The sequence below is a fragment of the Streptomyces sp. NPDC014623 genome (genome assembly GCF_043088245.1).
Lineage (GTDB): Bacteria > Actinomycetota > Actinomycetes > Streptomycetales > Streptomycetaceae > Streptomyces.
On record NZ_JBIBZU010000009.1, the window covers coordinates 19521 to 41150 of the forward strand.

Annotated in this window: 20 protein-coding genes and 1 pseudogene; 10 read left to right on the forward strand and 11 right to left on the reverse strand. The window is 66.4% G+C overall.

Translation table 11 applies throughout. From position 1 onward, the window contains the following. Positions 1–130: 130 nt before the first annotated feature. The 9 genes from rpmH (at position 131) to ACF1FZ_RS16320 (ending at position 7057) form a co-directional block, all read left to right on the forward strand. Entirely contained in the window at positions 131–268 is a 138-nt protein-coding gene (rpmH, locus tag ACF1FZ_RS16280; protein WP_014047156.1) for a 50S ribosomal protein L34, read from the forward strand. An 18-nt stretch (positions 269–286) separates the two neighbouring features. Beyond that, positions 287–658, forward strand: coding sequence for a ribonuclease P protein component (gene rnpA, locus ACF1FZ_RS16285; RefSeq protein WP_391774048.1), 372 nt, complete (start codon positions 287–289; stop codon positions 656–658). Then, on the forward strand, positions 655–1014 hold the full coding sequence (gene yidD / locus ACF1FZ_RS16290; RefSeq protein ID WP_391774049.1) for a membrane protein insertion efficiency factor YidD: 360 nt from the start codon (positions 655–657) through the stop codon (positions 1012–1014). Before rnpA ends, yidD begins: the two co-directional genes overlap by 4 nt. Positions 1015–1017: 3 nt before the next feature. Then, positions 1018–2292: a membrane protein insertase YidC gene (gene yidC / locus ACF1FZ_RS16295; RefSeq protein WP_391774050.1), complete on the forward strand. Its 1275-nt coding sequence runs from the start codon at positions 1018–1020 to the stop codon at positions 2290–2292. 14 nt (positions 2293–2306) lie between these two features. Continuing rightward, entirely contained in the window at positions 2307–2816 is a 510-nt protein-coding gene (locus tag ACF1FZ_RS16300) for a protein jag (RefSeq protein WP_391774051.1), read from the forward strand. Between the two features lie 99 nt (positions 2817–2915). Then, a complete protein-coding gene (gene rsmG, locus ACF1FZ_RS16305; RefSeq protein WP_391774052.1) occupies positions 2916–3632 on the forward strand; it encodes a 16S rRNA (guanine(527)-N(7))-methyltransferase RsmG in 717 nt (238 codons plus the stop codon). A gap of 306 nt (positions 3633–3938) precedes the next feature. Further along, complete coding sequence (locus ACF1FZ_RS16310) at positions 3939–5036, forward strand: ParA family protein (RefSeq protein ID WP_391774247.1); 1098 nt, start codon at positions 3939–3941, stop codon at positions 5034–5036. Then, entirely contained in the window at positions 5033–6133 is a 1101-nt protein-coding gene (locus tag ACF1FZ_RS16315) for a ParB/RepB/Spo0J family partition protein (RefSeq protein ID WP_391774053.1), read from the forward strand. Before ACF1FZ_RS16310 ends, ACF1FZ_RS16315 begins: the two co-directional genes overlap by 4 nt. Positions 6134–6439: 306 nt before the next feature. Then, positions 6440–7057, forward strand: coding sequence for a GNAT family N-acetyltransferase (locus tag ACF1FZ_RS16320; RefSeq protein ID WP_391774054.1), 618 nt, complete (start codon positions 6440–6442; stop codon positions 7055–7057). A gap of 86 nt (positions 7058–7143) precedes the next feature. Here ACF1FZ_RS16320 and trxA read toward each other — a convergent pair whose 3' ends face one another. The 8 genes and pseudogenes from trxA to ACF1FZ_RS16360 all read right to left on the reverse strand — a co-directional run bounded on the left by trxA (position 7144) and on the right by ACF1FZ_RS16360 (position 16608). Beyond that, positions 7144–7479, reverse strand: coding sequence for a thioredoxin (trxA, locus tag ACF1FZ_RS16325; protein ID WP_203181424.1), 336 nt, complete (start codon positions 7477–7479; stop codon positions 7144–7146). A 45-nt stretch (positions 7480–7524) separates the two neighbouring features. Further along, positions 7525–8496 carry a thioredoxin-disulfide reductase gene (trxB, locus tag ACF1FZ_RS16330; RefSeq protein WP_391774055.1) on the reverse strand — a complete coding sequence of 324 codons (972 nt, stop codon included), beginning with the start codon at positions 8494–8496 and terminating at the stop codon, positions 7525–7527. Between the two features lie 126 nt (positions 8497–8622). After that, positions 8623–9150 carry a hypothetical protein gene (locus ACF1FZ_RS16335; protein WP_391774261.1) on the reverse strand — a complete coding sequence of 176 codons (528 nt, stop codon included), beginning with the start codon at positions 9148–9150 and terminating at the stop codon, positions 8623–8625. Positions 9151–9429: 279 nt separating this feature from the next. Continuing rightward, positions 9430–9543: pseudogene (locus tag ACF1FZ_RS16340) on the reverse strand (hypothetical protein); the annotation flags it as partial. Further along, on the reverse strand, positions 9540–10244 hold the full coding sequence (gene sigM, locus ACF1FZ_RS16345; protein WP_391774056.1) for an RNA polymerase sigma factor SigM: 705 nt from the start codon (positions 10242–10244) through the stop codon (positions 9540–9542). The gene sigM and the pseudogene ACF1FZ_RS16340, both read right to left, overlap by 4 nt. Positions 10245–10268: 24 nt before the next feature. Next, on the reverse strand, positions 10269–11972 hold the full coding sequence (locus ACF1FZ_RS16350; RefSeq protein WP_391774057.1) for a serine/threonine protein kinase: 1704 nt from the start codon (positions 11970–11972) through the stop codon (positions 10269–10271). A gap of 129 nt (positions 11973–12101) precedes the next feature. Next, on the reverse strand, positions 12102–14261 hold the full coding sequence (murJ, locus tag ACF1FZ_RS16355) for a murein biosynthesis integral membrane protein MurJ (RefSeq protein WP_391774058.1): 2160 nt from the start codon (positions 14259–14261) through the stop codon (positions 12102–12104). Between the two features lie 49 nt (positions 14262–14310). Then, on the reverse strand, positions 14311–16608 hold the full coding sequence (locus ACF1FZ_RS16360; RefSeq protein WP_391774059.1) for a DUF6049 family protein: 2298 nt from the start codon (positions 16606–16608) through the stop codon (positions 14311–14313). Positions 16609–16788: 180 nt separating this feature from the next. Between ACF1FZ_RS16360 and ACF1FZ_RS16365 the strand changes: the two genes are divergently transcribed. Further along, a complete protein-coding gene (locus ACF1FZ_RS16365; protein ID WP_391774060.1) occupies positions 16789–18231 on the forward strand; it encodes a CCA tRNA nucleotidyltransferase in 1443 nt (480 codons plus the stop codon). 155 nt (positions 18232–18386) lie between these two features. Here ACF1FZ_RS16365 and ACF1FZ_RS16370 read toward each other — a convergent pair whose 3' ends face one another. The 3 genes from ACF1FZ_RS16370 to ACF1FZ_RS16380 all read right to left on the reverse strand — a co-directional run bounded on the left by ACF1FZ_RS16370 (position 18387) and on the right by ACF1FZ_RS16380 (position 21621). Continuing rightward, positions 18387–19682: an MFS transporter gene (locus tag ACF1FZ_RS16370; protein WP_391774061.1), complete on the reverse strand. Its 1296-nt coding sequence runs from the start codon at positions 19680–19682 to the stop codon at positions 18387–18389. A gap of 92 nt (positions 19683–19774) precedes the next feature. Further along, the gene (locus ACF1FZ_RS16375) at positions 19775–20857 is read right to left on the reverse strand and encodes an inositol-3-phosphate synthase (RefSeq protein WP_391774062.1); all 1083 of its coding nucleotides are present in this window, start codon (positions 20855–20857) and stop codon (positions 19775–19777) included. Between the two features lie 62 nt (positions 20858–20919). Further along, positions 20920–21621, reverse strand: a complete 702-nt coding sequence (locus ACF1FZ_RS16380) for a helix-turn-helix transcriptional regulator (RefSeq protein ID WP_391774063.1) — start codon at positions 21619–21621, stop codon at positions 20920–20922. Between the last annotated feature and the right edge of the window lie 9 nt (positions 21622–21630).

The window sequence follows — 21630 nt, forward strand, 5'->3', positions numbered from 1 at the left end:
CCGATGGGCAAAGATCACGATCTGTGATTGTGAAGCGGTGCACTAAGGCGTTTACGCGAGTTCCTCGTGGGCGCACGGTGACAGCCAGGCGATGTCCCGCCAACACACGAATCATTTCTGGAGCCCCCGAGTGAGCAAGCGCACCTTCCAGCCGAACAATCGTCGTCGCGCCAAGACCCATGGCTTCCGACTGCGTATGCGTACCCGTGCCGGCCGCGCGATTCTCGCGAACCGTCGTGGCAAGGGTCGCGCCAACCTGTCCGCCTGATCGCGGCCAGGTCATGACGTGCTGCCTACCGAGAATCGGCTGAGGCGGCGCGAGGACTTCGCAGTCGCTGTACGCCGGGGTCGTCGGGCCGGTCGCCCGCTACTCGTCGTGCATCTACGCAGCGGTGTTACGGACCCGCACGTGACAGGGGAGAGTGTTCCCCCGCCACGTGCGGGTTTCGTTGTCAGCAAAGCAGTGGGTGGAGCGGTCGTTCGCACCGCGGTGAAGCGGAAGCTTCGCCATCTGGTCCGCGATCGGCTTGCTCAGCTGCCCCCCGGTAGCCTTGTTGTCGTACGAGCGCTACCCGGATCGGGTGACGCCGCCCATGCACAGCTGGCCCGAGACCTGGACGCCGCCCTTCAGCGGCTGCTGGGAGGGGGTGCGCGATGAAGTACCCGCTGCTGGCCCTCATCAAGCTGTACCAGTGGACGATCAGCCCGCTCCTCGGGCCTGTCTGCCGTTACTACCCGTCGTGTTCCCACTATGGATATACGGCGATCGACCGGCACGGTGCGATCAAGGGAACAGCGCTGACCGCATGGCGCATCCTGCGTTGCAACCCGTGGTCACCCGGCGGCGTGGATCACGTACCGCCACGCAAGCGTCCGCGTTGGCACGAAATGCTGCGCAGCTGTGTGCGTGGAGGGAAGGGCGGGGACTCCGCCTCCGATGTGCCTTCCCGGGGGTCGGTCTCCGAACCCCTGAGCCCGGCCACAGAGACCTCGCCCAAAGCTCAAGGAGCCTGATTAGTGGACACGATTGCCAGTCTGTTCAGCTTTATCACCACACCTGTTTCGTGGGTCATCGTCCAGTTCCACAAGCTGTACGGAGCGCTCTTCGGCGATGACACGGGGTGGGCCTGGGGCCTGTCCATCGTGTCCCTGGTGGTCCTGATCCGGATCTGTCTGATCCCGCTTTTCGTCAAGCAGATCAAGTCGACCCGGAACATGCAGGTGCTCCAGCCGAAGATGAAGGCGATCCAGGAGCGCTACAAGAACGACAAACAGCGCCAGTCCGAAGAGATGATGAAGCTGTACAAGGAGACGGGCACCAACCCGCTCTCCTCGTGCCTTCCCATCCTGGCGCAGTCCCCGTTCTTCTTCGCCCTGTATCACGTGCTGTCGTCCATCGCCTCGGGCAAGACGATCGGGGTCATCGACCAGCCGCTGTTGGACAGCGCACGCCAGGCACACATCTTCGGTGCCCCGCTGGCCGCGAAGTTCATGGACAGCGAAGAGAAGGTCGCGGCGCTCGGTGCCTCGCTGACCGATGTCCGTGTCGTCACCGCGATCATGATTGTGATGATGTCCGCGTCGCAGTTCTTCACCCAGCGCCAGCTGATGACGAAGAACGTCGACCTGACGGTGAAGACCCCGTACATGCAGCAGCAGAAGATGCTGATGTACATCTTCCCGGTGATCTTCGCCGTCATGGGCGTCAACTTCCCGGTCGGTGTCCTCGTGTACTGGCTGACCACCAACGTCTGGACCATGGGTCAGCAGATGTACGTGATCAACCAGAACCCGACTCCGGGCAGCAAGGCCCAGGACCAGTACTTGAGCCGTGTACTGAAGGGCGTGAGTTCTCACGGGCAGGTACGGGGCAGGACGCGGCGCAACACCGTGAAGGCGATCGTCGCCAAGGGCCCTGACCGCAACGACATCGAGCGGAAGTTCATCACCGGTCTGTCCAAGATGGGTCTCGCCGCCCAGGAGGACGGGACGGTGGTGAAGAGCGACGCAGCCGTACTCGAGGCCGAAGGCGGGGCCGCACCCAAGCGTCAGCAGCCCAAGCGCCAGCCCAAGGCGAAGCGTCACACTGCTGCTGCCACCCACCACCCCGGCACGGCGAAGAGCTCCGGTTCCACCGGCTCGGACTCCAAGACCTCGCTGAAGAAGCAGGACGCATCGCAGGACGACAAGCCGAAGGCAGCGGGCAAGCCCGCCGCTTCCGGCTCCTCACGCCAAGCCAAGTCCGGACAGCGCAAGGGCCCGCAGCGGCCCAAGCACCCGTCCAAGAAGTAAGAAGGAGTCCATCCGTGACGGAAGGCACCATCACCCCGGCCGCTGAGGGCAGCGACACTCTGACCCGCCTCGAGCAGGAGGGAGAGATCGCGGCTGACTACCTCGAAGGCCTGCTCGACATCGCCGACCTCGACGGCGACATCGACATGGACGTGGAGGCGGACCGGGCCGCGGTTTCGATCATCAGCGATTCGGCGCGTGACCTGCAGAAGCTTGTGGGACGTGACGGTGAGGTGCTGGAGGCGCTTCAGGAGCTGACGCGCCTGGCCGTCCACCGTGAGACCGGTGACCGCAGCCGCTTGATGCTGGACATCGCCGGCTTCCGTGCCAAGAAGCGTGAAGTTCTCGCCGCACTGGGTGCCAAGGCCGCAGACCAGGTCAAGGGTTCGGGCGAGCCGGTGAAGTTGGAGCCGATGACACCGTTCGAGCGCAAGGTTGTGCACGACGCGGTCGCGGCAGCAGGTCTGCGCAGCGAGTCCGAGGGCGAGGAGCCGCAGCGCTTCGTCGTCGTTCTCCCTGCCTGACCGGAACCTTGTACTGTCGGCCCCGTCTGTTCACAGGCGGGGCCGATCTTTGTCAGCCTGATAGTCAGCGTGCTAGAGCGGTACGGAAGGACGGTCCCCGTGACGGAGGAAGCAGAGCTCCCTCAGGCGCCCAAGGAGGCGCAGGCGGTATTCGGTGAGTTCTTTCCAGAGGCTGTCAGGTACGCGGAGCTGCTCGCGGACGCAGGCGTCGAACGAGGGCTGATCGGTCCTCGCGAGGTGCCGCGCCTGTGGGAACGCCATCTGCTGAACTGTGCGGTGCTCTCCGAGGTGGTTCCCGAGGGGGTCACGGTGTGCGATGTGGGATCAGGGGCCGGGCTTCCTGGCATTCCGCTGGCACTGGTACGCCCCGACCTGAAGATCACGCTGCTCGAACCACTGCTGCGACGTACGAATTTCCTTCAGGAGGTCGTCGAGCTCCTGGGGCTGGATCATGTGACAGTCGTCCGTGGCCGGGCTGAAGAGGTGCTCGGGACGCTTCAGCCCGTGCATGTGGTGACGGCCAGGGCGGTTGCACCGCTCGACCGGCTCGCCGGATGGGGAGTGCCTCTGCTCCGCCCGTACGGGGAGATGTTGGCGCTCAAGGGAGGCACGGCCGAGGAGGAGATCCAGGGAGCTCGTGCCGCGCTGAGCAAGCTCGGAGTCGTGGAGACCGAAGTGCTGCATGTGGGTGAAGGGCTGGTTGATCCCGCGTCCACGGTGGTACGTGTGGTGGTCGGAGAGAGCCCGGGTGGTGTGAGGTTCGCCGCAAAACGAGCCAAGGCCGCCAGGGTGGGCCGGACGCGTCGGCGTCGATGAGGACGGCCTGCGACGACTGATCGCGAGGTCGGGTTCATTTAGTTTTGATGCATTCGGTACTTCTTTGCGCTGATGCTCCATGTAATCAGCGATATGTGGTGCCTGCGGAGTGTCGGGAGCCCGCCGCTCAACTGCAGAGGCATCGTGTTTCACGTGAAACATCGCCCTCTGCTCCAGGGAATCATCGGCCGCGGTCGTGCGGCTGCCGCACCATGCGACCGTAAGCCTGTGCGGGTTGCCGAGTTGTCCACAGAACTGGATTCATCCACAGAACAGTCGGCCTCGCTGGTTCATGAGCCCGAAAGCATGACAGGCTCTGTTCATTGCGAGCCTGAAGTCGAGGAGAGTGAATCCTTGCGGTCCGACGCCGACATCGCGGGACCGATGACCGATCCGGTCCCCGGTCCCCGTACCGAGTCCCTGGGAGACGGCGTTTCACGTGAAACGCCGCCGCCGATGGACGACACGCCCATTGGTCGTGCGGCCCAGCTGGCGGTTGAGGCCCTTGGCCGTGCCGGCGAGGGACTGCCACGACCGGACCGGACACGCGTCATGGTCGTTGCCAACCAGAAGGGCGGCGTAGGCAAGACGACCTCGACGGTCAACCTTGCCGCCTCGCTCGCGCTGCACGGTGCGCGCGTCCTGGTGGTGGACCTTGACCCGCAGGGGAATGCCTCCACTGCTCTGGGGATCGACCATCACGCGGAAGTCCCTTCCATTTATGACGTCCTGGTGGAGAGCATGCCGCTCTCCGAGGTCGTTCAGCCGGTCCCGGACGTCGAAGGTCTCTTCTGTGCACCGGCGACCATCGATCTCGCCGGTGCGGAGATCGAACTGGTGTCGCTGGTGGCGCGGGAGAGCCGGCTGCAGCGGGCGATCCAGGCGTATGACCAGCCGCTGGATTACATCCTCATCGACTGCCCGCCCTCGCTCGGCCTGCTGACGGTCAACGCACTTGTGGCCGGAGCCGAGGTGCTCATCCCGATTCAGTGCGAGTACTACGCACTGGAGGGTCTCGGTCAGCTTCTCCGCAACGTCGACTTGGTCCGAGGGCATCTGAACCCCGATCTCCACGTTTCGACGATCCTGCTCACCATGTATGACGGCAGGACCAGGCTTGCTTCACAGGTCGCGGAGGAGGTGCGTAGCCATTTCGGCAAGGAGGTGCTGCGGACCAGCATTCCGCGCTCCGTACGCATCTCGGAGGCGCCGAGTTACGGGCAGACGGTATTGACGTACGATCCGGGCTCCAGCGGGTCCCTGTCCTACCTCGAGGCGGCCCGCGAGATCGCGCTGAGAGGCGTCGGAGTGCATTACGAGGGGCAGCACGCCCCGGCGGCGGGCGGGCCTGCCCGCACGGGCGTCCAGAACAGCCAGCAGAGTCATTCGGAGGGCATGCAGTGAGCGAGCGTCGTAGAGGACTGGGGCGTGGGCTCGGTGCGCTGATTCCCGCAGCTCCGCAGGAGAAGCAGATCGCAAGTCCCGCAGCCGGTGCGAACACGGCGGGTGCGTCACCCGTAATGACCGCCGAGCGCGGGGTAGCTGCTGCGAAACTGGCCGCTCTCTCCTCTGGCACGTCGGTACCGGAGCCGAGTGCTCCTGTGGGAGAGCTGCAGCCCACCGAGGGACAGACCGACTCGGCCGGGGCGTACTTCGCTGAGATCCCCCTTGCTTCGATCAAGCCTAATCCCAGGCAGCCTCGCGAGGTCTTCGACGAGGAGGCTTTGGCAGAGCTGGTCACCTCCATCAAGGAGGTGGGTCTCCTCCAGCCCGTCGTCGTACGCAAGGTAGCCGAGGAACGCTATGAACTGATCATGGGGGAGCGCCGCTGGAGGGCATGCGGCGAGGCCGGCTTGGAACGTATCCCGGCCATCGTCCGTGCGACCGATGACGAGAAGCTGCTTCTCGACGCGCTCTTGGAGAACCTGCACCGGGCTCAGCTGAATCCCTTGGAGGAAGCGGCGGCGTATGACCAGCTGCTGAAGGATTTCAAGTGCACTCATGATCAGCTGGCGGACCGGATCGGACGATCCCGTCCACAGGTGTCGAACACCCTCCGTCTGCTGCGGCTCTCTCCGCCGGTGCAGCGCAGGGTCGCGGCCGGAGTGCTCTCGGCCGGGCATGCGAGGGCCTTGTTGTCCGTGGACGACTCCGAGGAACAGGACCGGCTGGCTCACCGAATCGTCGCCGAAGGGCTGTCGGTACGTGCGATCGAGGAGGTCGTGAATCTACTCGGATCCGAGCCCACAAGTTCCGCCAAGCCCCGGGGGCCCAGGGCCGGCGGCCGGGTTTCACCGGCATTGACCGATCTTGCTTCGCGCCTCTCCGACCGGTTCGAGACGCGGGTGAAGGTCGACCTCGGACAGAAGAAGGGGAAGATCGTCGTCGAGTTCGCCTCGATGGAGGATCTGGACCGCATCCTCGGCAGCCTTGCCCCGGGTGAAGGACGGGTGCTGGAACGAAGCATCGAAGAGAAGCAGACCGAGGCCGACGAAGCCTGAGCCTGCTGGACGGCGAAGGGCGGGGCGAGTCCCGGAAAGTTCTCCGGGACTCGCCCCGCCCTTCGCCGTCTCTCGGTGTCCCCACCACCTCTGGGTGGATACGATGCGTTCTGGTAGGGCGTATCCACCACCGTGATCCACCTCAGAGGAGGCGGCGGCCGTGCGATCAGTGAATCGCAGCCACCTGGTGTCAGTCGGGTTGGGACTTGGTGCTGTCGGGGGGTTCGTCGGCAGCCTGTTCCGAGAACGGAGTGCGCTGGCAGCCGCACGTGATGCGGCGGGCGTAGGAAGTGAGGAACCGCCTACATGGGGCGTCGGCTCGTACCGCTCACATTGGACAACCTTACGGATCTCCCCAGACGTTGCCGCTCGTGTGTCTTCTGGGAACTTGATCCGGTCAGCGGAGAAGCTGCGGTAAAAGCAGGCAGGCCCGAACTCGAGAAAGAGGCATGGATCTCCGCCGTGCTGCTGGAGTGGGGGTCCTGCGGCCGGGTCGTCTATGTGGACGATGTCGCGGCGGGGTTCGTTCTCTATGCGCCCCCTGCGTATGTTCCCCGGTCCACGGCGTTTCCCACCAGCCCCGTGTCCCCCGATGCCGTGCAGTTGATGACGGCCTTGATCCTGCCTGGCTTCCAGGGGCAGGGGCTGGGACGCGTGATGGTACAGACGGTTGCCAAGGACTTGCTGCGACGCGGGTTCAAGGCGATCGAGGCTTTTGGTGATGCACGGTGGAAGGAACCAGCGTGTGTGCTGCCGGCGGATCATCTGCTCTCGGTCGGCTTCAAGACGGTGCGACCTCACCCCGCGCATCCACGTCTGAGGCTTGAGCTGCGTACCACGCTCTCCTGGAAGGAAGACGTCGAACTGGCATTGGACAGGCTGCTGGGCGCCGTGCAGAAAGAACCGGCTCTGCGGCCTCTCTGACCATCGCGTCCGATCCGACGGGGGCAGGAAAGCGCAAACGGGCCCGCCCCGGAGGGCGGGCCCGTTTCACGTGAAACAGTCAGCTGTTACTTCTGGACGATGAAGCCCTCGAGGTCGCGAAGAATTGCGGCCTTCGGCTTGGCGCCGACGATGGTCTTGGCGACCTCGCCTCCCTGGTACACGTTGAGTGTGGGAATCGACATCACACCGTACTTTGCCGCAGTGGCCGGGTTCTCGTCGATGTTGAGCTTGACGATCTCGATCTCGTCGCCGTATTCAGCCGCGATGGCCTCCAGCGACGGCGCGATCTGACGGCACGGGCCGCACCAGGCGGCCCAGAAGTCCACCAGCACAGGCTTTTCGTTCTTCAGGACGTCCTCGTCGAAGGAGTCGTCGGTCACGTTCTTCAGGGCGCCGGCCACGGCGGCCTCCTTAACTTCGCGGGAGTGGGGGTTCGGGGGGAGCAGTCAGACTGCCGGGGTCTTATCCGGCTCGGCAAGCTGCTCGTCGGAGAGCGCGGCCAGGAAGCGCTCCGCATCAAGAGCTGCCGAGCAGCCGGTACCGGCTGCGGTGATGGCCTGTCGGTAGGTGTGGTCGACCACGTCGCCGGCGCCGAAGACCCCCTTCAGATTGGTGCGCGTCGAAGGGGCCTCGACCTTGAGGTAACCCTCGTCATCGAGGTCGAGCTGCCCCTTGAAGAGCTCCGTGCGGGGATCATGGCCCACAGCGATGAACAGGCCCGTCACCGGAAGCTCGGACGTCTCGCCGGTCTTGGTGTTGCGCAGGGTGAGGCTGGAGAGCTTCTGGTCCCCGTGGACCGTGGCGACCTCGCTGTCCCACGCGAACTTGATCTTCGGGTCGGCGAAAGCACGCTCCTGCATGGCCTTGGATGCGCGCAGGGAGTCACGGCGGTGGACGATCGTGACTGACTTGGCGAACCGGGAGAGGAAGGTCGCCTCTTCCATGGCCGTGTCACCGCCACCGACCACGGCGATGTCTTGGTCCTTGAAGAAGAATCCGTCACAGGTGGCACACCAGGAGACACCTCGTCCGGAGAGCGCGTCCTCGTTGGGCAGGCCGAGCTTGCGGTGCTGGGATCCTGTGGTGACGATGACGGCCTTGGCGCGGTGCACCGTGCCCGCGGTGTCCGTGACGGTCTTGATCTCGCCGGAGAGGTCGACGGAGACCACGTCGTCGGGGATCAGTTCGGCGCCGAAGCGCTCAGCCTGGGCGCGCATGTTGTCCATGAGCTCAGGGCCCATGATTCCGTCCTGGAAGCCCGGGAAGTTCTCCACGTCGGTGGTGTTCATCAGCGCACCGCCGGCGGTGACGGCGCCCTCGAACACCAGCGGCTTCAGCGACGCGCGAGCGGTGTACAGGGCGGCGGTGTAACCAGCCGGCCCGGAGCCGATGATGATCACATTACGGACGTCGCTCACGGGTTCTTCCTCGTCTCTGCAGACTGCCTACTGCCTACTGGGGTCGGTTCCACGACTCTCACCCCACCCAACGGATCCTACGGGGCGTGCATTCCCGAAATACCGGTCCGGCTCCAGCCGTGGCTCTCAGGGGCGGGTGTAGGAGTGCGTGAGCAGTAGTTGCCCCTTTGCCGTGGGCGTGGAGGCTACGCATGCTGCGTCGACCACATAGGCCTGGACACGAGTCGAGTCGGTTGCATGAGGCAGTACCACGAGGAAGGCGGCGGCTCCCTGGTAAGTGCCCCGCTCCACAGCCAAGGCAGGGGCGTTCCGGCCTGTTCCTTGCTGGACGCAGGGTGGAACGTCCACGACCGGAGCACGCAAGGGGGTCCGGGGGGACGCGTCACCGGGGGGCAGGTCCTCCGGTGACGATTTTGTGTCCAGGTGAGGCTTGCCCGGGTCGTGGCCCGGAGTTCCGGAAGCCGTTGTTTCGCTCAGGAGCGTGCGGACGCGGTCTTCCAGGGTGTTCTCCGAGAAGCTCTTCTGGCTCTTCTCCACGGCACTCACTCCGCGGTCGGGCACGGTGCCGGCCGAGTCGTGGGACGACTGGAGGGACTGGAGCAGGAGGAGGCTCATGCCGATGGCCGCCGCACCGAAAGCGGTACCGAGGATCACCGTGCGACGCCGACGCCGGGCCGGTGTCCGGCCAGGGCCGGTAGCGCCGCGCGGTCGGCCTGCGGGCCGAGGAGCGGTCACACCCTCATCTCTTGTTTCACGTGAAACAAGAGCTGTTGTTGTGGCGGGTACCGAGGCGGCAGCCGCAGCTTCCGATGCCAGTGCCGCGTCGATCCGGTCAGCTACGTCGTCAGGCATGCGCTCGTGCAGAGGAAGCGCTGTCCCCAGCATCGAGCGGATCTCTTCCAGCGAGGAGTGAATTTCGGTGCACTCTTCGCAAGCGTCGAGGTGGTGGCGGAGTGCTGCCCTGCGGGACGGCGGGAGGAGACCTTCGGTGAGGTCGGAGATCTCCGGAACGTCCGGGTGCTGAGTCGTGTCGCCTGCAGATGTCATGCGAGTCCACCTCCGCCCTGTACGCCGGCAGGATCACCGTCACCTGCATCTCTTGGCCCTGACGCCGGTGGGACGGATGGCCTCTGTGTCCGGTTCCTTTCCACGGCCACGTCCTTGCCGTCCTCTCTGTGGCTGCGCAGATGAGACAGCAAGGGAAGCAGCCGGGCCCGGCCTCTCGCACAGCGGCTCTTCACGGTGCCGGTAGGTACGTCGAGAACGCGGGCAGCTTCGGCCACGGGGTAAGCCTGCATGTCCACCAGGACGAGTGCGGCGCGCTGTTCGGCGGGCAGGGTGGCCAGTGCGGCAAGGAGTTCTCGGTGCAGGTCCTGCCGTTCAGCGGGAGCCTCGGCGGATTCGTGAGGTTCCATGAGCTGATCGAGCCGCTCGGCGTCATCGACCGGTGCGGTCTTGCGCGAGGCCGCCTTACGGGCACGGTCGAGACAGGCGTTGACGGTGATCCTGTGCAGCCATGTGGTGACGGCGGACTGGCCACGGAAGGTATGAGCCGCGCGGAACGCGGAAACCAGGGCGTCCTGCACGGCGTCGGCAGCCTCCTCGCGGTCTCCGAGTGTGCGCAGGGCCACGGCCCAGAGGCGGTCACGGTGTCGTCGTACGAGCTCACCGAAGGCGTCCGCTTCACCTGCGACGTGCTGGGCCAGGAGGTCCTGATCGCTGATGTCGGCGAAACCGGCGTCGTCCAACGGTGAGCCCCTCCCTTGGTCCCGTCAGTTGGTGATCTTGATGTTCGAGACCTTGCCCCGGTACCTGCCGTCGTCGTTACTCAGCGGCAGGCTGGTCAGCCAGACCAGAACGTACCGTGCCTGCACCGCCTTGTCGGGCTTGAGGGACACGTTTGTTCCGGAGCCCTGTGCGACTGTGGTGAAACCGTCGGGTTTCTGCGGAATGGATGAGCCGTCGGTCGTCCTCAGTTCCACCGAGGTGGTGCCGCCGAGGAAGGAGACGTCGACGTTGCGCACCTCCTGGACCTCGCCCAGGTCGAGGACGATGCCCACGCCTTCCTTGAGGTTGCCGAAAGCGGCGGTGTAATAACCGTCGGTGTTCCAGTACGAGCTGGGGTCACCGTCGTAGGCGTTGCTTATCGCTGCGGGCTTTTCCGATCCGTCCGTGCCCTGAGGGTCGTAGTCCCGGGCGCCGACGATGCTGACGGGCTTGCCGGGACCGCCTGCTTTCTTGTCGACGCTGCCGTCCTCGGCGGTCTGTGTGGGGGTCGGCTCCCCCGAGTCGTTGCCCCGGTCGAGAACGGTTTCCGCCAGCTGCCAGCTCCCGAGGCCCAGAGCCGCGATGAGCAGAGCGGACACCGCCCACTTGAGCGCTTTGCCTGTGCGGCTCTGCAGAGGGGGCGGCGGGGCTGCGATCACCGGCTGGGCGGCGGCATTGGGCCGTGCGGACGGGCGCCCGTAAGTGCCTTGCTGATAGGTCGTTCGCTGGTACTCCGGCGGGGCGGTGAAGACGGGCTCCGGGGGGAGGACGCGAGGCATGGACGCGACGGCTTTCGCCAGCTCGTCCGGGGTGGTGCACGGCTGTTCCTGCCGCGACGCGGTGGCGCCGTCGTTGGCAAGCGCGCGCATGGCGAGTTCGGACAGTCCCCGGTGGACACCGGCCCGTACCTGGTCCGGGGGAATCAGGCCCACGTCCTTGGGGAGCCCGGAAAGGCCGTAGGCGTCGCTCTCGTACGGCCAACGGCGGGTCAGCGCGGCATAGAGGAGTGCACCGATGGCCTCGGTGTCCGTGCGCAGAGGCTGTTCGGCGGTGATTCCGCGCAGAGCAGCGTTCACGGCCAGGCCACGGATCCGGTACTGGCCGGTCGAGCTGCGCAGTACGGCTCCGGGCGTGAGGCACAGATGTGCGAGCCCTTCGCGGTGTGCGGCGGCCATGGCCTGGGAGATCTGACTCACGAGCTGGTACGCGTCGTGGGCTTCCAGGGGGCCGGCGGCCAGCAGCGCTGTGAGTTCGGTGGCGTCAGGGAGCCATTCGTGGACGACGTAGACGAGATCATCCTCCTCCACGGCGTCCAGGACCTGGACGAAGCGCGGGTCACCGAGCAGCGCGGAGGAGCGGGCCGCGGCCAGCACCGAGCGTGCACGCGGGTGATCGGCGGGCAGCAGATGAACACCTACGGCACGTCGCAGCTTCTCATCGACAGCGCGCCAGCTGCTGAATCCGTCCAGTCGGGTGACGCATTCCTCGAGGCGATAGCGTCTGGCCAGTTTGTGACCGCTGTGCAGGTCGGGCGACGCCGGTGTGCCGTCAGAGCTGTCACGCGCACTCGCATCGTCCTGCGGGCTTGCGTCCCCTTCGTCCTGGGTTTGTGCCGTCCCGTCGGTCGTGGCCGCGTCCGCCTTGGCGGTCAGCGGCTCGTCGCCGCTGTTGTCGGCCACGTCGACAGCAGCCGTGCTACGTTCCGCCACCGTCGTTCCTGCCTCCCCATCCGTTGCGCGATGCCAGCCAGCTCTGCACAGTCACGCCAATTGTGCCCACACTCCGGCGCTATGCACGACACGCGGTGTCCAGCGATGGTTGTGCGGCGTGCAGCTCATTCAGCGGCCGAGCCGTCCCCGGACCATGCCGACCATGCCGTTGAGCTCCTCGATCCGCATCTTCTTCGCGGCGACGAAGAAGATGCCCAGCAGGACGACGCTGCCACAGACCAGTGCCACCACCGAGCCGCCGGCTCCGTCACCGAGGGTCGTCAGGAGGGCGAAGCCCACGCCGCCGCCGACTGCTGCCGCGGGGATCGCGGCGAGGCAGAGGCGGGCGTAGGTGCGCACCACACGGGCGCCGTCGAGGTCGCCGCCGAGCCGCTTGCTCAGGCGTCGCCAGGCGATGCCGACGCCGACCGCGTAGGCCAGCCCGTAGGAGGCAGCCATTCCCACGACTGCCCACCGGGCCGGAAGAATCAGGTAGCAGAGCGCGGAGGCCGCGGCGTTGACCACTGCGACGATGACCGTGTTGTAGAAGGGGGTGCGGGTGTCCTCGTACGCGTAGAAGCCGCGCAGCACGACGTACTGCACGGAGTACGGGATGAGACCGAGACCGAACGCCATCAGGATGAATCCCATGGACCGTGCGGCCTCGGTGCCGCTGGAGGCGTAGAGCAGGGTGCACATCGGCAGACCGAGCGCCAGGAAGGTGAAGGCGACGGGCACGATGGCCACTGCCGAGTTCCGCAGGCCCTGCGAGATGTCGTCGCGGACGGCCCCGGGGTCGTTGTCATGGGCGGCACGGGAGATGCGGGGCAGCAGAGCCGCCATGACCGAGACGGTGATGATGGCCTGAGGCATGCCCCAGATCAGCTGGGCGTTGGAGTAGGCGAGGAAGCCTGAGCCGTCCTTGTCCGCGATTTTGCCGGCGGAGGTGGCCAGCTGGGTGACGACCAGTACGCCGGCCTGGTTGGCGAGGACGAACAGGACCGTCCACTTGGCGAGCTTGATCGTTTTTCCGAGCCCGTGACCCTTCCAGTCGAAGCGCGGACGGAAGCGGAACCCTGCCTCGCGGAGATACGGGATCATGGCCAGGGCCTGGACCACCAGGCCGAGCAGTGTGCCGACGCCGAGGAGCCGGACGCCCTCGGGCGGGATCGTCTCCACGCCCATCCGGGATTCGGCCGAGGCGCCGTAGACCCAGATGAACAGACCGAACGTGAAGATCATGACGATGTTGTTGAGGACCGGGGTCCACATCATCGCGCCGAACTTTCCGCGGGCGTTCAGGATCTGGCCCATCACCACGTGGATGCCCATGAAGAAGATGGTGGGCAGGCAGTAGCGCGCGAACGTCACAGCAACGCTGTTGGCTGCCGGTTCGTTCGCGATCGGCAGTGACATCATGCGGATGAGCATCGGTGCGGCCAGGACCGCCAGAGCGACGATCAGGCCGAGCGCGACCATGACGAGTGTCAGCAGCCGGTTGGCGTACGCCTCGCCCCCGTCCTCGTCGTCCTTCATGGACCGGACGAGCTGAGGAACGAAGACCGAGTTCAGTCCACCGCCCACCGTGAGGATGTAGATCATCGTCGGCAGGGTGTACGCGACGGTGAAGGCGTCACCGAGCATCGCCGCGCCCAGCGCTGCGGTGATCACGAGGCTGCGGACGAAGCCGGTGAGCCGGGACACCAGGGTGCCCGCCGCCATCAGGGCACTGGACTTCAGTATCCCGGCGGCCCGGCCGCCGGACTTCGACGGGACGGGTGCCGGAGCCGCCTCGGGCTCGGCGGGAGGTCCGGGAGGACGGCCAGAACCTTCCTGGTCACGGAAGAGGTGAGCGAAGGCGTCCTGCTCCCCACGGCCGCCGGAAGCCTGGGTGACCAGGTCGTCCACCCCTACGTACTGGGTGGTCGCGGCGTTGTCGCCGTAGGGAAGGTGGCGGGAGGGGCCTGAGGGCTCCGGGGGCGGTGTCTGGGCCCAGATGCGGGGGTCGGGGGCGTACTGGGCTGCGGGAGGCTGCTGGTAGAGGGCCTGGGGTTCCTGATAGGCGCCCGGAGGTGGTGGAGGATGCGAGGCGCGGTCGTAGAGCGCCTCGGCCACCGGGTCCTGCGCGGTGAGGTCCTGGGCACGGTACGGATCGTGCTCGTACGCGTGCTGCAGGTAGGGATCGGGCCCCTCCTCGGCCTGGCCGGCGCCCGGCGGCACCGGAGGGCCACTGGAAGACCCAGCTCCGCCCGCCCCCTGGTCACGGTCACCGTCGTACGGCGCGTTCATCGAAACCCCACCTCATTGTCCCCGGCCGACAGGCCCCGACAGACATCGCTCAACGGTCCACTTTCTCACCCGGGCCCGATGGGCTATCGCTTTCCGGACCGGTGTCCGGCGTCGGGTCACTCGGCTGCTCGGGTTCGCCGCCGTCGTTCTCCGTTGTTCCGCCCGCGACGGTGCGCTTGCGGTGGGTGTACATCCTGATGCCTGCCAGGACCAGCAACAGCAGTCCACCGGCGATCACCAGGAGCACGGTCGGCGTGACTTCCGAGACCTTCACCGTGAAGGTCATCTCCTCACCGTACGGTGCTCCGTCCGCGGTGAAGAGCCGTGCTGTGACCTGTGCCTGCCCGTTGGCATTGGCCGAGGCGTCGAACTTCACGGACTGGCTGTGCCCGCCCGCGATCTCGACAGGCTGTTCGGCGACTGCCGCGCCGTCGTTGAGCTTGAGCCGGGTGGCATTGCCCGACGTGAGACGGAGCACGAGGTGATCGACACCCTGCACCAGTTTGTTCTGCACGGTCACAGGGATCGTCGCGCTGCGTCCGGACAGAGTCACATCCGACTTCGCGATCAGCTGGACCTCGTTGGTGAGGCCTTGAAGATAGGTGCGGACCGCGTCGCGGTACTGCTGCGCCTCCAGCGGCCGGCCGCGCCACGACGTCGACACGGACCGGTTGACCGCGTTCCCGAAGGGGGTCACCACCCGGTCGGGCTGCTTGAGGATGACCTGGAAGCTGTCGAGCGAATTCTGCGTCGTCCGGATGTCCTGGAACGCCTGGGTGGGCAGCTCCTGGCTCCGCAGCTTCTTCGGGTACTGGGAAGCGCCGGGCACCTTGGTGGTGGCCCGGGCGTCAGGCTTCTGTTCGGCTGCCGCCGTCAGATCCAGAGGCTGTGTCCAGTGCTCGGTCGTGAGGGCCTGCAGGGCGCGTGCCATGGTCTGGGCCTGGGCCGCGGTGGGGGTCCGCTGCGGGGCGACGACGATGCTGCGTTCCTTGTCGGGCACCTGCTCCGTCACTGCCAGCGTCTGGGCCAGGAATTTCTGGACGGCCAGCGTCGAAGCGCCGGCCTTGGACATGTCGCCGGTGAACGCGGTGGAGAGCCGGTGGTCGGAGACGACAGCGGTGGTGCCACCACCGATGGGGCGGGCCGCGGTCGGTGTGTAGGGCAGCCCGCCGGTTTCCTTCAGGCTGTCGCTGCGGGCGATCACCTTGTGGGCGCCGGCCGAGGTCGCGACGTCGACGACCGAGGGATCGATCGCGCCGTCCACCGGCCAGGCGAAGTCGGTGGACGGCTTCGTGTGAAGGACGGTTTCCACTGTCGCGCTTGCGACCTCGGTCGCCGTCTGCAGATGGCTGAGGGCCCCCGAGACGTTCTTGCCGCGGTGGGCGATGGAGGCGAGGTCCGGGTCGGCGAACGGCAGGGCCACCACCTTCCCGTCCTTCACGGCCGCTTGGAGATCTGTGAGCCACTTCTTGGCGATGGTCTGGTTCGTCCCCGCGACGATGGTGTCACCGATTCTGACGCGGTAGTTCTTCGTCATCGCATCGACGGAAGCCAGCAGGTCCGGGTCGATCACCCACGTCACAGGAAGCTGTCGTCCCAGCGAGACCAGTTGTTCCAGGCGCCCGCCGGGAGCCAGCTCGAGTGCGAGATCGTCATTGGCGAACACGGGGGTCTGCTGCTCGTCGGAACCCGTCTCGGCGGTGACGTGAGCCGACGCGATCAAGGGCCAGAGGAAGGTGAGCTTCGTCCTGCTCCCGGTGTCCTCCGGCTGCCAGGGCAGAAAGGTCCGCTGGATGCCGAGTACCTGGTCGTAGGCGTAATCGGTGGTACGCCCCGTGACGGAGACTCCGAGCTGATAAACGCCCTCGGCGTCCAGATCCAGCTTGTCCACCGGAACGGCGAGGCTGAAGTCCTGGCTGACTCCGGACGCGAGCGAGGGGACCTTCAGCGTGTACGCACCGCCGAGCTTGGCCGGGTCGCTGCCGGGCTGGTAGCCGACGCGCCCGGCGGCCTCGTCGATCGCGCCTCTGCCGGACAGCTTCGGCCCGACGCGCAGGTCGACCTCGGCGTCGGTGACCGTCTTCTTGCCCTTGTTGGTCAGGGTGCCGGAGACGGTGAGTGTGTCGCCTTCGACCGGTGCGCTGGGAGCGAGCGTGTCCAGGGACACGTCGACGGTGCGCGAACCGGTGGGGGCCTTCGTCACCGCCTCGGCCTGGGCCGAGGGCGCTGAGGGGCCGGCCAGGAGGCCGGCGATCAGTGGCGCCCCGACGATCAAGGAGGCTGTGCGCCGGAGCCACCGGCGGGCAGGGGTGGGAATCATCCCCTGAAAGTGTGCCGCCTCGGCCACGCGTATCCGTCCCTCGTCGTCGTCAGCTGGTACCGGCGCTGCCGGTCTCTGCGTCCACGCATGGTAACGATGTGCCCGACACCTGAGTGCCGGGGACCGTGCCACATGATCGGGAGAGTCTCCCAGGGCCGCAAGAAACGATGACGTCCGGGCCGGTCGGTGCACGTACCCTTTTCTGTTGTGCCGAATGCCAACGAAGACAGCCCCCGTGCACTGAGTCAGGTGCAGCACCGCGCAGTCAGCGAACTGCTGCGGGTGTCCCCCGTCGCCGATGACCTCGCCGTCCGATTCCAGGAGGCCGGATTCGGCCTTGCCCTGGTCGGCGGTTCGGTCCGGGACGCGTTGCTCGGCAGGCTCGGAAACGACCTCGACTTCACGACCGACGCCCGTCCGGAGGACGTACTCAAGATCGTCCGCCCTTGGGCCGATTCCGTCTGGGAGGTCGGCATCGCGTTCGGCACGGTCGGTTCGCAGAAGGACGGCTACCAGATCGAGGTCACGACCTACCGGTCGGAGGCGTACGACAGGTCCTCGCGCAAGCCTGAGGTCTCCTATGGTGACTCGATCGAGGAAGACCTCGTACGCCGTGACTTCACGGTCAACGCCATGGCTGTCGCACTGCCGCGTAAGGAGTTCATCGATCCGCACGGCGGCCTCGACGACCTGGCTCAGCGTGTGCTGCGTACTCCGGGCACACCCGAGGAGTCCTTCTCGGACGACCCGCTGCGCATGCTGCGCGCCGCTCGTTTTGCCGCCCAGCTGGACTTCGAAGTCGCTCCCGACGTGGTCGGGGCCATGACCGACATGGCGGGACGTATCGAGATCGTCTCCGCCGAGCGGGTACGTGAGGAACTCAACAAACTGCTGCTCTCCGGCCACCCTCGTAAGGGTCTGGGGCTTCTCGTGGACACGGGCCTGGCTGACCGGGTGCTGCCCGAGCTTCCCGCGCTGCGTCTGGAAAGTGATGAGCATCACCGGCACAAGGACGTCTACGAGCACTCCTTGACGGTCCTGGAGCAGGCCATCGACCTGGAGGAGGGCGGTCCGGACCTCGTACTGCGCCTCGCGGCTCTGCTCCACGACATCGGCAAGCCGCGGACCCGACGCTTCGAAAAGGACGGTCGGGTCTCGTTCCACCACCACGAGGTGGTGGGAGCCAAGATGGCCAGGAAGCGGATGGCCGAGCTCAAGTACTCCAACGACATGGTCAAGGACGTCTCGAAGCTGGTGGAGCTGCATTTGCGCTTCCATGGGTACGGCGATGGGGAATGGACCGATTCCGCGGTGCGCAGGTATGTGCGGGACGCGGGGCCGCTGCTGGACCGGCTGCACAAGCTGACGCGTTCCGACTGCACGACTCGGAACAAGCGCAAGGCGAACGCTCTGTCGCGCACCTACGACGGGCTCGAGGAACGCATCGCACAGCTGCAGGAACAGGAGGAGCTGGAGGCTATCCGGCCCGACCTGGACGGCAACGAGATCATGCAGATCCTGGGCGTGGGGCCCGGTCCTGTGATCGGCAAGGCCTATTCGTTCCTGCTGGAGCTGCGGCTGGAGAACGGCCCGATGGAGCGTGACGTCGCGGTCGCGGCCCTCAAGGAATGGTGGGCCGCGCAGGACTGACGCGGGCCTCCGCGCGAGACCGGCCGGCCTGTGTCCAGCGGGGCGGGCGCAGGTCGGGACGGGGGGCCCGTCGCGTTTCACGTGAAACACGACGGCGAGCCAGGACACTTCGGCGAAAGCGGTGAGGGGCGTTGTTTCACGTGAAACAACGCCCCTCACTCATCCTTGTTGCGGGCGGGTCGAAACGCGAGACGCGCAGGTCGCCGACGGAACACGGCCACCGAGACAAACGCGTAGAGCGCGGCCACGGTAAGCACCACGGTGACGGACCGGCCGTCAGGAGGAAGCGCGAGGGCGGACATTGCCGCGGCGGCGACGAAGGCGACGTTGAACAGTACGTCGTAGAGCGAGAAGACCCTGCCGCGGTAGGCATCGTCCACGGAGGTCTGTACCTCGGTGTCCGTGGCGATCTTCGCCCCTTGGGTGACGAGTCCGAGGACGAAGGCCGCAGTCAGCATGGGGGCAGGCGCGAACGTGAGTCCCAGTGCGGGCTCCAGGAGGGCAGCGGCCCCGGCGCACCCGCCCAGCCAGCCGTATCGCCCGAAGTGGCCGACTGCCCAGGGGGACATCACGGCGGCCATGAAATACCCCGCAGCGGAGGCGCCGAGTGCCAGACCGAGGAGGGTCAGGCCGTCGGACTCGCTGTCGGACCAGGTGTAGCGGCACAACATCAGCACCATGACGGTCAGCGCTCCGTAGCAGAAGCGGATCACCGTCATGGCGGCCAGCGCGTGTGCTGCGTCCCGCCGCTCGGACAGGTGGCGCAACCCCGCGACGAGCCCTCGCGCGGTAGTGGTCAGTGCCTCCCGCAGCCGTACGTGGTGCAGGACTGTATCCGGCCCGAGGAGCGTGCGGGGCAAGGTCAGGGAGGTCAGTGCCGAGAGAAGGTAGAGGGCCGCGCCCAGTAGGACCACGGCGGCGTCGGACCCGTCCGTCAGCAGCCGGATCGCCAGGGCGAGGCCCCCGCCCGTAGTAGCGGCCAGCGTGCCGGCCGTAGGGGAGAGGGAGTTGGCCAGGACGAGCCGTTCGGTGTCGACGACGCGGGGAAGGGCTGCCGACAGCCCGGCCAGCACGAAGCGGTTGACGGCTGTGACACAGAGGGCGGAGGCGTAGAACAGCCAGTCCGGAGCGGAGCTGCTGAGGAGCAGCAGGGCCGTGCAGCAGGCCAGCGTGGCGCGTAGCAGGTTTCCGTACAGGAAGACCTGGCGCCGGGGCCAGCGGTCCAGCAGGACGCCGGCGAACGGACCGATCAACGAATAGGGCAGCAGCAGGACGGCCATGGCGGACGCGATGGCACCCGGCGTCGTCTGGTTCTCCGGTGAGAAGACGACGTAGGTGGCGAGGGCGACCTGGTAGACCCCGTCGGCCGACTGGGAGAGAAGTCGTACGGCGAGCAGGCTACGGAAGTTCCGAAGGCGCAGGAGTACACCCAGATCACGCACGACAGACATGTGCGCAAGGGTCACACATGTGGGGGGCCTCCGGGCGCATTGCCTGGGAGCCCCCCACATGGAAAAGCGTCACGGAGCGGTGACCGCCCGGATCAGCGCTCGACGTCGCCGGCGATGAACTTCTCGACGTTCTCGCGGGCCTCGTCGTCGAAGTACTGGACCGGCGGGGACTTCATGAAGTACGAGGAGGCCGAGAGGATCGGGCCGCCGACGCCACGGTCCTTGGCGATCTTCGCGGCGCGCACGGCGTCGATGATGACACCGGCGGAGTTCGGGGAGTCCCAGACCTCGAGCTTGTACTCCAGGTTGAGCGGGACGTCACCGAAGGCACGGCCCTCGAGGCGCACGTACGCCCACTTGCGGTCGTCCAGCCAGGCCACGTAGTCGGACGGACCGATGTGGACGTTGTCCGCACCGAGTTCGCGGTCACGGATCTGCGAGGTGACGGCCTGCGTCTTCGAGATCTTCTTGGACTCCAGGCGCTCACGCTCGAGCATGTTCTTGAAGTCCATGTTGCCGCCGACGTTCAGCTGCATCGTGCGGTCCAGGACGACGCCCCGGTCCTCGAAGAGCTTCGCCATCACGCGGTGCGTGATGGTGGCACCGACCTGGGACTTGATGTCGTCACCGACGATCGGGACACCGGCCTCGGTGAACTTGTCGGCCCACTCCTTGGTGCCCGCGATGAACACCGGAAGGGCGTTGACGAAGGCGACCTTGGCGTCGATGGCGCACTGCGCATAGAACTTCGCAGCAACCTCGGAACCGACCGGCAGGTAGCAGACGAGGACGTCGACCTGCTTGTCCTTGAGGACCTGGACGATGTCCACGGGGGCCTCGGCGGACTCCTCGATCGTCTCGCGGTAGTACTTGCCCAGACCGTCGTGGGTGTGGCCGCGCTGAACGGTCACGCCGGTGTTCGGCACGTCGGCGATCTTGATGGTGTTGTTCTCACTGGCGCCGATCGCGTCCGCGAGGTCGAGGCCGACCTTCTTCGCGTCGACATCGAAGGCGGCGACGAACTCGACGTCACTCACGTGGTAGTCGCCGAACTGGACATGCATCAGACCGGGCACCTTGCCGGCCGGATCGGCGTCCTTGTAGTACTCGACGCCCTGCACCAGCGAGGCGGCGCAGTTTCCTACGCCGACGATGGCTACGCGAACCGAACCCATGCCGATTGCTCCCTGTGTGTTCTCGGTGTTCCCCGATGACGCCTTACGGATCTGCGGGGGTGTCACTTCGTGTCGTCGGACGGATCCGGCCGGGAGTCATCCCTGTGCCGGGGCAGGCCGCCCGTCTCTCCTGATGTGTCGTGCTGAGCGGAGCTCTCGGGCGAGGATCGTCGCTGATCCCGTCCCGACCGCTCGCTCTCGATGAGCTCGTTCAGCCAGCGCACTTCGCGCTCCACGGACTCCATGCCGTGTCGCTGCAGCTCAAGCGTGTAGTCGTCGAGTCGTTCACGGGTGCGGGCGAGGGAGGCGCGCATCTTCTCGAGGCGTTCCTCCAGCCTGCTGCGGCGGCCTTCGAGCACACGCATCCGCACTTCGCGCTCGGTCTGTCCGAAGAAGGCGAAACGAGCCGCGAAGTGCTCGTCCTCCCAGGAGTCCGGACCGGTCTGCGAGAGCAGCTCCTCGAAGTGCTCCTTACCTTCCGCCGTCAACCGGTAGACGATCTTGGCGCGGCGCCCGCTCAGCGAGGACGCGGGGGTTCCCCCGCGTCCTGTCGCGGGTGGCAGAGCTGGAGCACTGCCCGGTTCCTCGATCAACCAGCCGTTGGTGACCAGCGTCTTGAGGCAGGGATAGAGGGTGCCGTAGCTGAAGGCGCGGAAGATCCCCAGCGAAGTGTTGAGGCGCTTGCGCAGCTCGTATCCGTGCATGGGGGCTTCGCGGAGCAGGCCGAGTACGGCGAATTCGAGGATGCCGGAGCGTCTGCTCACCTTCGCCTC

Coding starts and splice junctions, on each gene's coding strand:
- yidD (WP_391774049.1), top strand. CDS start 655: ATGAAGTACCCGCTGCTGGCCCTCATCAAGCTGTACCAGTGGACGATC.
- ACF1FZ_RS16310 (WP_391774247.1), top strand. CDS start 3,939: ATGACAGGCTCTGTTCATTGCGAGCCTGAAGTCGAGGAGAGTGAATCC.
- ACF1FZ_RS16320 (WP_391774054.1), top strand. CDS start 6,440: ATGGGGCGTCGGCTCGTACCGCTCACATTGGACAACCTTACGGATCTC.
- murJ (WP_391774058.1), bottom strand. CDS start 14,261: ATGAACGCGCCGTACGACGGTGACCGTGACCAGGGGGCGGGCGGAGCT.
- ACF1FZ_RS16370 (WP_391774061.1), bottom strand. CDS start 19,682: ATGTCTGTCGTGCGTGATCTGGGTGTACTCCTGCGCCTTCGGAACTTC.
- ACF1FZ_RS16375 (WP_391774062.1), bottom strand. CDS start 20,857: ATGGGTTCGGTTCGCGTAGCCATCGTCGGCGTAGGAAACTGCGCCGCC.